This is a genomic window from Mycolicibacterium psychrotolerans (assembly GCF_010729305.1).
Classification (GTDB): Bacteria; Actinomycetota; Actinomycetes; order Mycobacteriales; family Mycobacteriaceae; genus Mycobacterium; species Mycobacterium psychrotolerans.
The window spans coordinates 3,725,317-3,739,336 of record NZ_AP022574.1; the positions used below are offsets into that span (position 1 = coordinate 3,725,317).

The window sequence follows — 14,020 nt, forward strand, 5'->3', positions numbered from 1 at the left end:
TTCAATTCAATCTTTCGGAAAGTCTCTGCAATAGTTCTTCCTCGCCCAGATCGTCGTAGGAATCCTCGTTGACTCCCCCGTCGTCTCCCCCCTCGGAACCGGCGCTGTCGATTATCTCAGGTAACACCGACGCAAAATAATCGGTGAGCGCATCGACAGTCGGATAGTCGAACACCACCGCCGCAGGAAGCACCTGTCCGAGGGTCTCGCTGAGCGAACGCTGCAGGGTGACACTCATCAGCGAATCCATCCCGAACTGGAAGAAGCCGACCGCCGGGTCCAGCAGCTGCGGCGAGGTAAGCCCCATCGCGGCGGCGACGTGCGCGGCGACATGGGCTGAGAGCATGTCGCGACGACTATCAGGGTCGGCGTCTGCGAGTTCACGGCGAAATGCTGTGGTACTGGCGGCGGAGACCTGTACACCTGCCATAGAGGGCAACAGGTCGTCGAGGATGTGGAGAGCCGTGCGGGTGCGGTACGCAGCGGCCAGCCGGGCCCAGTCCGCAGCAACGATGGTGGCGCGCACCGGTGCCTGCGCGCTCGTGCACGCCGCCAGCGCCTTGATCGCCACATCATCTTCCATCGGCTGTAGGCCCGACTCAGCGGTCGTCTGGCGCTCCACCCCGGTTTGAGCGTCGGCCAGCGACTTCCACAGACCCCAGTTGACCGCACTCGCGGGGAGGCCCGCCGCCCGTCGCTGAAAAGCGAACGCGTCCAGGAAGGTCGTTGTCGCGGCATAGTGCGCCAGCCACCGCGATCCCAAGATTCCGGAGATGGACGAAAAGAGGATGAACTGTTGCACCGGATGCCGAAGGGAGAGCTTGTGCAGCAGCGATACCGCGTCGATCTTGGGGCCGAACATCGCCGCGACGTCGTCGTCGGTCATGTCGGCCAGCGTCACGGGGCTGCCGCCGAAGGCGGCGACGTACACCCCGCTCAGCTGTGGAAGATCCGCGCCGAACCGGTCGAACAGCGGCCGCAGCGACGCCTCGTCGGAGGCGTCGGCGGCAACCGTGACCAGCGTCGTGCCGGCGGCCGCCAGCCGCTCGGTGAGGGCGACGAGACGCGACCCGGGATGACGTGACACGGCCACGACGGTGCGGGCCCCCATCGCGGCGAGCTGCTCGATCAGAAACGGACCGATGTTTCCGGTGGCGCCGACCACCAGGTGAGCACCCTGGGGGTCGAGACCATCGCCGCCGGGCAACGGCCCTCCAGGAACGAGTCGCGCCACCCGACGTACCCCTGCGCGGTAGAGAACCTGATCTTCGCCGTCGCCCCCGTGCGCCTCGGCGAGCACCCACCGTGCGGCAACCTCGACCGGCACGGATTCATCCACGTCGACGATGCCGCCCCAGATCTCTGGGTGCTCCAGAGTGAGCGTTCGGCCCAGCCCCCACAGCACCGCGTGAGCGGGGTTGGCGCGGTCGCCGGCCTCGATCGGTTGCGCGTTACGCGTAAGCAGGTGCAGCGCCGGCGGCACAGGACAGGCGGCGGCGGCCGCGGCCAGCCGGCGCCCCGTGTCGAACAGGCCGTAACCGAGGTCGTCCGCTGCTGTCGGGCCTGGCGCGTACACGACATGGCTGGCCGCGCGCAATGCCTCACCGAGCGCATCTGCGTCAACGCTCTCCGAAGGCAGAATTGTGACAGCGGCGGCGTTGCCGAGGACGCGGGTGAGCTGCGTACCCAGCGCCTCGTCACCGAGCACCAGCCAGGATGCGTCGGCGACGTCGTGGACAGCTGAGTCCTGCAGCGGGCGTGCCGGCCACGCCAGCTCGCACAACCACTCCGACGGGACGCCCGATGACGCGGTATTCCAGGCGGGCCTGCGCTCGGCCGCGGCTCGGGTGACTGTCACGCCGATCCAATGCGGGCTGTGCTGCCAGGGCGTGGTCGGCAGCTGAACGTGCGGTTCAGGCGGATGGTCGGTGTGGGGCGGACGGGTGATGTGAGTGGCGTTGAGGCTGGTGCGGAAACTCAACGTGTCGTCGGTGTCACGAATAAGGGTTGGAAGGATGAGATAACCACCGTCCGGCACTGTGTCAGCGATCGGCTGGCCCATGGTCGGGTGTGGGCTGATCTCGATGAAAGTTCCGTGCTCTGCGGCCGCGCCCCCGATGGCTTCGTGGAAGCGCACCGGCTGACGGACATTGGCGACCCAATAATCGGCGTCGAACGCCGGTGTGACCGTGGGGCCGGTGACTGTGGACACCATCGGGATCGTTGGTATACGAGGGTCGATGTCCGCGAGAGCGGAACGGAGGTCGTCGAGGATGGGGTCCATCAGCGCGGTGTGTGACGCCACCTCCATGTTCACTCGGCGCGCGAAGTGGTTCCGGGCGGTCATCTCCGCGATCAGCGCGTCGACCTCATCGGGCAGCCCCGCGACGACTGTCTGCTTCGGCGACACATAACCAGCAATCTCGATACTGGTCCGTGCGGCGATAGCGTCGGCGCAGGCGTCGGCGTCGAGATTGAGCAGTGCGACAGCACCCTGTCCGGCCAGGCGTGACATGAGGCGAGATCTGGCGGCGATGACAGTGAGTCCGTCGGAGAGGCTGAGCGCGCCGCACACCACCGCGGCGGTGACTTCGCCCATGGAGTGACCGATCACGGCGTCCGGGTGCACGCCGTAGGAGCGCCACAGCGCAGTCAGTGCAAGCTGCAGCCCCATCAGTACTGGCTGCACCTGGGCATCCCCGCTGACAGGCACCCCGCCGGCAATGAAGTCGCGGAGTGAGAAGCCCATATGTTCGACGAAGCTGGGATCGAGATCGCTGACAGCTTCGGTGAAAGCGGGCTCGTCGATGAGGAGTTGGCGGGCCATACCCGCCCATTGGGAGCCCTGGCCGGAGTACACGAACACAATGCCGCGCTGCACGCGCTCGGCGGGAAGCACAACGCCGGGTGCGGCGTGGCCCGCTGCCAGCGCACGCAGGCCGGCCACGGCTTGGGCGCGGTCACGGCCACACACAGTGGCAAACTTGGCGTGTTGCGTGCGGTGGTGGTTGAGAGTATGGGCAACCTCGGCCAGGCCGACGTCGGCGCCGTCGGTGGCCATCCACTCGGCGAGTTGGCCGGCGGTAGTGGCGATGCGGGCGGCGCTCTTCCCCGAGACCACCAAGGTGGTGATGGTGGGATCGGCAGGGCGTCCGAGGCTCGGCGCGGACACAGGAGCTTGTTCGAGCACGACATGGGCGTTGGTGCCGCCGAAGCCGAAGGAGGACACTCCGGCGCGGCGGGGTCTTCCGGCGGGAGCCCAGCCGGTGTTGTCCGCAACGACCTGCAGCCGGAGTTTGTCGAACGGGATGTGAGGGTTGGGAGTCTGGTAATCCAGGTTGCCCGGGATGTGCTGGTGGTGAAGCGCCAGCACGGTCTTGGAGAATCCCGCGATACCGGCGGCAGCTTCGAGGTGCCCCAAATTGGTCTTGACCGAGCCAATCAAAAGCGGCGCGTCTAGTGAGCGTCCCCGCCCCAGCACAGTACCCAGTGCACGAGCTTCGATCGGGTCGCCGAGGAGGGTGCCAGTACCGTGGGCCTCGACGTAGTCAACCTCGCGTGGTTCGATCCCTGCGGCACTGTAGGCGCTGCGGAGGACCGCCATCTGCGCCCCGGGGTTCGGCGCCATCAGGCCGTTCGAGCGGCCATCCTGGTTGACGGCAGAACCGCGAACGACTGCGAGTACCCGATCGCCGTCGCGCAGGGCATCCGAGAGACGTTTGAGCACCGCGACACCGCAACCCTCACCGCGCACGAACCCATCGGCGCGGGCATCGAAGGCATGACACCGGCCGGACTTCGACAGCGCATCGGCCTGGTCCAGGCTGCGCGTCACAGCAGGAGCCAGCACGAGGTTCACCCCGGCGGCTAGCGCAAGGCTCGAATCCCCCGATCGCAGGCTCTGACAGGCGAGGTGGATCGCCACCAACGACGATGAACACGCCGTGTCCACCGTGACCGAAGGGCCCCGCAGGTCAAAGTAATACGAGACGCGGTTGGAGATGATGCTCAAGGCACTCCCTGTGCCGTACCACGCATCGACGCCTGGAAGGTCCAACGCGCCCATTGCGCCGTAGTCGGTCACCGAGGCGCCAGTGAACACACCTGTGGGTGATTCCGCGAGCGAATCCGCGGGAATGCCCGCGTGCTCGAGAGCTTCCTGAATCACTTCGAGCAGCAGGCGCTGCTGAGGGTCCATGCGGGCGGCTTCCCGCGGCATGATCTCGAAGAACTCCGCGTCGAATTCCGCGACGTCGCTCAGGAAGGAGCCCCAACGGGTCGTGCCTTCGAGCACAGCTCTTCCTTCCGAAGAACCGTCGTCGAAAGCTTTCCATCGGGCAGCTGGTACCTCGCTGACCGCTGAGCGCCCGTCGAGAAGGAATTCCCAGAATTCGGCCGGCCCATAGATTTCCCCGGGAAATCGGCACCCCAGCCCTATGACGGCGATGGGCTCGTTCGAGGTTCCACCACGGGCGACCTGCGGTGTGATGCCCGTCCCGAACGGTTCGACGTCGCCACCCGACAGGAACTTCGCCAACGCGTCGACGGTCGGGTACTGCCAAAACTCGACAGGCGACACAGTTGACCCAACGAGTTCGGAAAGTTCGCCGGTCAGGACGACCGCGTCCCGAGATCCGAGTCCGAGGTCGTGCATCGTCGCACCGCCATCAATGCGATCGGCGTTGCACCCCATGTTGGTGACCAGATAGTCGACCAGCCACCGCCGAATCTCATTCTCGTCGATATCAGAAGTCATCGACTGGCACCAAGCCGACTGAACTCACCGCGTCGATACTCGTCCCCGCAGGCGGCACGCCGAACCTTCCCGCTGGTGGTAAGCGGCAGCGAACCCGGACCGACCAACAGAAGGTCCGAGACTCGCACACGGTGTGTCTCGGAGATGGCCGCGGTAACCTGCTGCTCGATCTGATCGAGCTCGGCGCGGTCGCGCCTTTCGGGGTTTTTCAGCTCAGCTATGACGACTAGGCGTTCGGTGGCGCCGTCGGGCACGGAGATGGCGGCTACCCGACCATGGGTGACTTCGCGAACCGTCGTCTCGATGTCATCGGGATAGTGGTTGCGGCCGTCGACAATCACCAGGTCCTTGATCCGGCCGACGATGAACAGCTCGCCGTCGAACATCATGCCGAGGTCTGCGGTGCGCAGCCACGGCTCGGCGGGGGTGCCGGGCGTCGGCTCTACGATCTTGCCGCGGAAGACGCGAGCCGTCTGTTCGGGATTGCGCCAGTAACCGGCCGTGACGTGGTCGCCGTGCAGCCAAACTTCGCCGACCTGACCCGCAGGCTTCTCCACGAATGTCTCCGGGTCGACGATTCGGACCGTGGTGGAACGAGGCGGACCGACGCTGACAAGCTCAGACCCTCCGTCGTCACACAGCTCGGCGTGACCGGCCGCCAACTTCTCCAGGTCGAACCGCACCGACTTGGCCGGGCGGTCCGCCATTGTCGAGGACACGTAGATCGTCGACTCAGCCAGTCCGTAGGACGAGCGCATCGCCGTCGGCGTCAGCTTGAACGGTGCGAAGCGCTCCTGGAACCGGCGCAGGGTGGCGCCGTGCACGCGCTCGGCACCGTTGATCATCACGCGGACATGGCGCAGATCCTTGCCGGCGAGGTCCTCGTCGGTGGTCCGGCGAGCCGCCAGTTCGTAGGCAAAGTTCGGCGCTGCTGTGACCACCCACCGGTCTTCGGCGGCCGCGACGTCGGTGGCCAACTGCTGAATCCAGCGGGCTGGTTTGAGCATGAAGCTGATCGGGCTCAGTAGCGTCGTCGGACAGCCGCTCATGACGCCGAGAAAAATGCCGATGATCAGGCCCATGTCATGATAGAGCGGCAGCCACGATACCGCGCGCAAGCCGGAGGGGTAGTCGATTTTGTTGCCACCGAAGTAGTCGGGGTTCAGCTGCTCGATGTTGCGAATAACATTTTTGTGGGTTACTTCCACACCGGCCGGCGCACGGGTGGAGCCCGACGTGTACTGCAGGTACGCAGTCTTCGGCAGTAAGTCCACATTCAGGTTGTCGCCGCTGAAATCGATATCGAGGGTGTCGACCTCAATGACTTTAGGGGCCCGCTGATGTGGCTGGTCCTTCGCGTATCCGCTGATCTCACCGACGATCGCCGAAGTGGTCAGGATGGCAACAGGAGTGGAATCAGCCAAGGTTCCGACGATGCGTTCGTCATGCTGCCCGAACAGCGGCGCCGAAAGAGGAACCGCGATGAACCCGGCGCGGATCGCGCCGAGAAATGCGACGACGTAGTCGAGGTTCTGCGGTGCCAAGATCACGGCACGGTCACCGGGCGAACCAAACTGGAGGAGCTTTGCGGCGACCGCATGTGTCCGGTCGTACAGTTCGTCCCACGAGATCGTCTCAGCGACTCCGAACGGATCGACGTCGTAGTTGATAGAGGTATAAGCCTCCCCGTGGGGATCCTTGTTCCGACGCTCGGCAAGCAAGGCGGGGATCGAGTACTCGGCAATCGCCATCAGGGACATCCTTCCCGGTCGACTCGGCCATTGCGATGAAGCTGCCGGGCGCTCGCGGTGAAGGGCCGGCAGAACATCGTAGGCATCACGTATTTGTTTCTGACTCAACGCTGTCGAAGAGCGAGTCGAGCAGGCTGTCACCCGCATCGGCGCCCGTGTCGTCATCGGCGTTGCCCTCGGCGTCCGTGGTCGGCGTGGGCGCCACCTTCTCCGCGAGGTGAGCCGCCAGCGCGCCGATGGTCGGGTAGTTCCACAGCATTGTGGCTGACAGTTCGATACCGGCGAGCGTTTCGACCTCGCGACGGATCGACATCGCCATCACCGAGTTGAGTCCCATCTCGGCCAGCGGTCGGTCTGAGTCGACCTCTTCCTCACCGATGCGCAGCTGGGTGGCCAGGATGGCCCGCAGACCCGTCTCGAGCGCGGCGATGACCTCCTCCGGCAACATCTGCGACCACGCCCGTTCCGGTCCGCGGACCTGCTCGGACCCGTCGTCCGTCGATATTGTCGGTGCCATCACGACGTGGGCGACGCCGAACCTGCTCGCGTACTCCCACGCCGCGAAAGCCTCGGCCGGGTCGACCGGCCGTGACCCGTGACGGGCAAGTTCGTCGATAACGACCTGTGCGTCGGCACCGAAGCCCAGCCCGCGCCAAGCCACCCAGTCGAGGCTTGTAGTAACGCCGCCCTGCCGGTGGCGGGTGCGCGCCAGCCCGTCGAGGTACGCGTTGCCCGCTGCATAGGCGCCCTGCCCGGGGACACCGAACACTGTGCCCGCCGACGCGGTGAGATAGAGGAAGTCGATGGTGTCGACCGGGAACACCTCATGCAGCGCTTGGGCGCCTGCCACCTTCGGCCACAGATTCCGACGGAGCCGCTCGTCGTCGATGTCGGTGAGCAGCTGACTGTCGGTCAGTCCGGCGCCGTGGACCACGCCGCGGATCGGCGGCGCGCCCTGATCGTCGCGCCTGTCGAGAAGCGCCTGAAGCGCCTCGCGGGAGCCGACGTCGAGCGAGGCCACCTCCACGGCCACTCCGCGTACCTCAAGCGCACGCAGCGCGGCGACCTTGCGTCGGGTGTCCTCGTCCAGATCGTCGTCGTCCCACCGGCGGCGCGGCGGCAGCGCCGTACGCCCGGCAAGCACGATGCGACGCGCGCCCCGGTCGGCCAGCCACGCGGCGGTCAGCAGGCCGAGCGCGCCCAGCCCGCCGGTGACCAGATATGCCGCGTCCGGACGGCACCGCAGTGCCTCGCGGACGGGTTCGCCGGACAGCGGCACCAGCGACGGCGCGAAGAGTTGTCCGTCACGTAGGGAAAGGATCGACTTCGTCGCAGCGGGCAGGATGCCGGTCAGGGCCGACACGGCAGCGGCCGGGACACCGGCCGACGGCAGGTCCATCAGACCGCCCCACAGGTGCGGGTGCTCAGCCCCGATTACTCCTGCGATTCCCCACAGGCAGCTCTGCCGTAACGCGTGTTGCGAATCCGCGTCGCGGACGCCCTCGGTGACAATCCACAGCCGTGGGTCCCCGCGGTTCTCGCGCGCGGCGAGCCGGCCGACCAGCGCGGCGACCTCACCGGACAGCCGGGCGGCGGTCGTCAGGTCATCGCCGTCGGAGGTGGCGGCGGACTCGGTGTCCGGCACGTACAGCACGCAGGCCGCGGTCGCCTCGTCGGCGGCCGTGTAGCCCGCCGCCTCGAGACCGCTGCGCAGCGCCGCCGCGAGGACGCCGCTGCCGATGACCGCAAGTGTCGTACCAGGGGCGCTGTGCCGCTCGGTGTCCCACGGCTGCCAGGCGAGCGTGTGGGCGACGGTGCGCGGGTCTGTCGGCGCAGACTCCGACGGTCCGGCCTGCACGTCCACGTAGCGCAGACCCCGGATGTCGACGGCGATGCTGCCGTCGGGCATCGTCACCGTGACGTCGAGGAGGAGGTCGTCCCCGCCGTTGGGCTTGCGGTGCACCGCCACCGTTCCGCTGAGGTCAGCCAGTTCGCTCCTCGCCGAGAGAAATTCGACGGCCGCCGGCACCAGGAGGCGTGTGTCGTTAATGTCGGCGAGCCGGGCGATCTGCACCGCCGCGTCGAGCAGCGCGACCTCCGAGGCGTCTTGCCACACCACGTCGGCCAGCACGCCATCGCTGGTGGCGCGGCACGACTGAGTGGTCCAGGGGAAGGGCTGTCCCTCGATGCCCCACTTGGCCTGCAACTGCTCGACGGTCGACCGGCCATAGTCGGTGGCGCCGGTGACGTCCACGGACTGGGCACTGCCGGTGGTCTGCACCGCGGCGATGCGAGCCGTCGCGTGCCGGACCCAGCGGTTCGCCGGGGCGTCCGCGCTCGGGGCCGAGGCCATCGTAACGGTGTTGTCGCTGGCTACGACCTGGATGACGCGGGCCTGGTCCAAGACGATGGGCCGGTCGAACCTCATGTCGGACAGCGCCGCCGCCCCCGCCTCGGCGGCCGCGACGGTCAGTGTACGCAGCAGCACCGACATCGGTACGACCTCGACGCCCTGGATCCGATGAAATCCGGGGTACGGCTTGGCCTCCGGCACCAGCCGGGCCTGCCACAGGTGGGTGGGCGGGCTGGTGGCCACCGACGTCAGATCGCCGAGCAGGGTTCCCGGTCGCGGTGCCGCCGGTCCGCGCCGGTCGGTCTTCGCCGCGGCGACCCAGTGCCTGGTGTGGTGCCATGGCGTGGTGGGCAACACCGGATGCGGCTCGGCTGCGTGGTCAGTCACCGGCGGCTTCGTCGTGTAGGTGCTGTTCAGGTGGGTGTGGAACGACAGCGTCTCGTCGGCAGTCCCATCGCTCTTGTCCGCGGTCTCCCGCACCAGCGTCGGCACGCTGTGGTGGTGAAGGGTGCCCAGGGTGTCACTGATGCCGTAGGTCAGCAACGGGTGCGGACTCACCTCGATGAACGTGCCGAGTTCGGCGCCCGCGGCAGAGACCGCCTGCTCGAAGCGGACCGGGTTGCGCAGGTTGTCCACCCAGTAGTCGGCGTCGAACACCGGCTCTGGGCCGTCGTGCTCGCGGGTGGTGATGAGGATCGGAATGTTGGGCGAGGTGGGCCGCAGGTCCTGCAGCGCCTCACGCAACTCGGGCAGGATCGGGTCGATGGTCGGATGGTGCGACGCGACGTCCACCTCGACCCGGCGCGCCAGCCGGTCTCGGGCGGAAACCGCGGCGATCACGGCGTCAACCTGATCCGGATGTCCGGCGATAACGGTCTGCCGCGGCGACGCGTACACCGCGAGGGTCACGTCGGGATAGTCGGCGATCAGCGCCGTGGCCGCGTCGGGGCCCAGTTCGATCAGGGCCATCGCGCCCTGGCCGGACAGGCGCGACATCAGCTTCGACCGTGTCGCGATCACCTTCAGCCCGTCGGCGACCGACAGCGCGCCGGCGACCACCGACGCGGCAACCTCGCCCATTGAATGGCCGATCACGGCATCGGGGTGCACGCCGTAGGAACGCCACAGCTCGGTGAGCGCGAGCTGCATGCCGACCAGCACCGGCTGGATGCGGTCGATGCCGGTCACGGTCTCGGCGCCCGCGATAATCTGCTGCAGCGAAAATCCGACCTGGTCGACGAACACCGGCTCCAGCTCGGCGATCGCCGCGGCGAAGGCGGGCTCGTCGGCCAGCAGACGCCTGCCCATGCCGGTCCACTGCGAGCCCTGTCCGGAGTAGACGAACACGGTGCCGGGACGACACCCACCCTGGTGAGGTGTCACCACACCGAGGGCGGTCCGGCCGTCAGCGAGCGCCCGCAGGCCGGCCAGCGCGCCCGCACGGTCGCGGCTGCAAACAGTCGCGAACTTGGTGTGCCGGGCCCGGTGGTGGTTCAGCGAGTGCGCGACCTGATAGAGCGGTACCTGCGCTCCTGCGCCGGCCATCCACTCCGCTAGAGTCCCCGCGGTTGTTGAGATCCGCTGCGGGGACTTGCCGGAAACTATCAGCGTGGTGACCGCCGAGCCGGCGCTGGCGCCATTGAGGTCCTGCCCCCCGGCGGCGCCGAAGGGTGCCTGCTCGAGCACGACGTGCGCGTTGGTGCCGCCGAAGCCGAACGACGACACGCCCGCGGTGCGCGGATGTGAGGTGCGGGTCCACTCGGTGGGCTGGTCGACGACCTTGAGTCGCAGGTTGTCAAACGGGATATGCGGGTTGGGCGATTGGTAGTCCAGGTTCGCCGGGATCTGCCCGTGCTGCAATGCCAGCACGGCCTTCGCGAAGCCGGCGATGCCGGCCGCGGCCTCGGTGTGTCCGAGGTTGGATTTGATCGCCCCGATCAGTAGCGGCGCATCGGCGGAACGGCCACGTCCGAGCACGGTACCCAGGGCGCGCGCCTCTATGGGGTCGCCGAGCAGCGTGCCGGTGCCGTGCGCCTCGACGTAGTCGACGTCTCGGGGGTCGATCCCTGCGGCCGCGTACGCCGACCGCAGGACCGCCATCTGCGCGGCCGGGTTGGGCGCCATGAGACCATTAGACCGGCCGTCCTGGTTCACCGCCGAACCGCGCACGACGGCCAGCACCCGGTCGCCGTCGCGCAGCGCGTCGGAGAGCCGCTTGAGTACCGCCACGCCGCAACCCTCGCCGCGCACGAAACCGTCGGCGCGCGAGTCGAAGGCGTGGCAACGACCAGATTGCGACATCGCCTCGGCCTGGTCGAAGCTGCGGGTGACAGCGGGCGAAAGGATCACATTGACGCCGCCGGCCAGCGCGACGTCGGAGTCTCCGGTGCGTAGGCTCTGGCAGGCGAGGTGAATGGCCACCAGCGACGACGAGCACGCGGTGTCGACGGTGACGGACGGGCCACGCAGATCGAAGTAGTACGACACCCGGTTGGCGATGATGCTGAGCGCACCACCGGTACCAGAGTATGCGTTGACTTCCGACAGTTCCTTGGAGGCCATCACGCCGTACTCGCCCAGGCAGGCGCCGACGAACACGCCGGTCTGGCTGTGGCGCAGCGCGTCCGGCCGGATGCCGGCGTATTCGAGTGCCTCGTGGGTCACCTCGAGCAGCAGTCGCTGCTGCGGGTCCATTTTGTCGGCCTCGCTGGGCGAAATTTCGAAGTAGTCCGCGTCGAACTCGTCGATGCCGGACAAGTACGAACCCCACCGTGTGGTGCCCGCCAGCGCGGCGGCGCCTTCGGCGGAGTCGCCGTCGTACCAGGACCAGCGCGTCGGCGGCACCTGGCTGACCGCGGAGCGCCCCTGGGACAGGAAATCCCACAGCTCGTCGGGACCGTGGATGTCGCCGGGAAAACGACAGCCTAGGCCCACCACGGCGATGGCATCCTCGGCGAGCCGGTGCGTCGGCGTGACCTCGGCGGCCATGTCGACCTCGCCCCCGGTCAGGAACTTGGCCAGCGCGTTGATCGTGGGGTACTGCCAGAACTCGACCGGGGACACCGTGCGGCCCAAGAGCTCAGAGAGCTCACCGGTCAGTACGACGGCATCGCTGGACCCGACCGCGAGGTCGTTGAGCGGTGCGTCGACATCGATCCCGTCGGGGCTGCACCCGATGTTGGTGACGAGGTAGTCGACCAACCAGTTCCGTAGGGTGTCCTCGTCGAAAGCAGAGGTCATCTAGTGACGTCCAGACGGCTGAACTCGTCCTGACGGTAGCGATCCACGCAGGCCGAACGCCGTATCTTGCCGCTGGTTGTAATCGGGATCGACCCGGGTGCGACCAGCACCAGGTCGGCCACCCGCACACTGTGGGTTTTCTTGATGGCCGAGGCCACCTCGCGCTTGACCGCACGCAATTTGTCCATTGCCTCGGTCTCGGAGCTGCCCTTCTTCTTCATCTCCACGACGGCGACCAACTGCTCGCTGGTGTCGTCGAGCACCGAGATCGCCGCGACCCGCCCGCCGGTGATCTCCTGGATGGTCGCCTCGATGTCGTCGGGGTAGTGGTTGCGGCCATCTACGATCAGCATGTCCTTGATTCGGCCGATGATGAACATCTCGCCCTCGCTCATCACGCCGAGGTCGCCTGTGCGCAGCCACGGACCCACGGGCGTGCCCTCCGACGGGTTGACGACCTCGCCGCCGAAGGTGCGCTCGGTCTGCTGCGGGTTGCGCCAGTAGCCCAACGCGACCTGGTCGCCGTGCACCCAGATCTCGCCGACCTTGCCGTCGGGGTTCTCGGTGCGGGTCTCGGGGTCGATGATGCGCACCGTCGAGGACCGCGGCTCACCGTACGTGACGAGCTCGGTGCCCGCTTCGGTGCCGCAGCGTTCGGCGTGACCGGCCGCGAGCTTCTCGTAGTCGAACCGCACCGTCGCCGGGCTGTGGCCGGTGGGCGCGGAGATGACGTAAAGCGTCGCCTCGGCCAGGCCGTAGGACGGCCGGATGGTGGTGTCGGGCATGTTGAATGCCTTGAACCGCTCGTTGAACCGCCGGATAGTGCTCGAGTGGATGCGTTCGCTGCCGCTGATGATGCCCAACAGGCCGCCAAGGTCCATGCCCTCTAGGTCGGCGTCGGTCGTCCGGCGGACCGAAAGCTCGAAGGCGAAGTTCGGCGCGGCCGACCATGCGTGCGGGTTGAGTGCGAGCTGCTGGATCCAGCGGGCCGGCTTCTGCAGGAATGCCACCGGGCTCATCAGGATCGCGGAGCGACCCCACTTCTCCTCGCCGGTGTCCGGCGGGCACAGCAGCGAGGCGAACACACCCTGGATGAGCCCCATGTCGTGGTAGAAGGGCAGCCACGACACCATTGTGGTGTCCTGCGGCGGCACCCCGCCGCAGTGTTCCATGTAGTCGGTAAAGATTTGCTCGAGGTTGGCGATCACGTTCCGGTGCGTGACGATCACACCAGCCGGTGCCCGGGTCGAGCCCGACGTGTACTGCAGGTAGGCAGTTTTGGGCAGCTGGCCGACGTTGATCTCGACAGTACGCGGCGAGTCGAAGTCCAGCGCGTCGACCTCGACTACTGCGGGCGATACCCCAACGGGCAGACCGCCGACGTAGGTCATGATGTCGTTGACGACGGCCGAGGTCGTCAGCACCGCGACGGGCTGGCAGTCCTTCAACGCACCGTTCACGCGCTCATCCAGCTGACCCAGGGCAGGTACAGGCAGCGGCACGGCGATGAAGCCGGCAGCCATGGCGCCGTAGAACGCGATGATGTACTCCAGGCTCTGCGGGGCCAGGATAGCGACGCGGTCGCCCTTGGATCCGTGACGCAGCAGCTCTTCGGCGACGACCTGGACGCGGTGGTGGACCTGGGCCCACGTCAGCGACTCGCGGTACCCGGCCGGATCGACGTCGTAGTCGATGAAGGTGTAGGCCACGTCGTCAGGCTGCGTGCGGGCCCGGTCGGCGAGCAGGCCGGGAATGGTCGACTCAAGCAAAGGCATGGCGACGTCCTTTCATCAATTAGTTCTGCGTCCCGGCCCCGTTGCCGTCTGGCAAACCGAATCGCAGCTCGTGGCCGCGCATCCCCCGCTCGCCCGAAGGCTAACACCGACCCGCCACAAATGTTGTGCGATCCGACCAAGGATT

Annotated in this window: 4 protein-coding genes; all 4 read right to left on the reverse strand. The window is 67.2% G+C overall.

The annotated features are described in order from the left end of the window. Position 1: 1 nt before the first annotated feature. Positions 2-4,756, reverse strand: a complete 4,755-nt coding sequence (locus G6N45_RS18240; protein WP_163723529.1) for a type I polyketide synthase — start codon at positions 4,754-4,756, stop codon at positions 2-4. Then, positions 4,753-6,507, reverse strand: coding sequence for a fatty-acid--AMP ligase (locus G6N45_RS18245; protein WP_163723530.1), 1,755 nt, complete (start codon positions 6,505-6,507; stop codon positions 4,753-4,755). The genes G6N45_RS18240 and G6N45_RS18245 overlap by 4 nt, the downstream gene beginning before the upstream one ends. Before the next feature lie 85 nt (positions 6,508-6,592). Continuing rightward, positions 6,593-12,100 (reverse strand): type I polyketide synthase, encoded by a 5,508-nt coding sequence (locus G6N45_RS18250; RefSeq protein WP_163723531.1) that lies wholly within the window; start codon positions 12,098-12,100, stop codon positions 6,593-6,595. Next, on the reverse strand, positions 12,097-13,875 hold the full coding sequence (locus tag G6N45_RS18255; protein WP_163723532.1) for an AMP-binding protein: 1,779 nt from the start codon (positions 13,873-13,875) through the stop codon (positions 12,097-12,099). The genes G6N45_RS18250 and G6N45_RS18255 overlap by 4 nt, the downstream gene beginning before the upstream one ends. Positions 13,876-14,020 lie beyond the last annotated feature (145 nt).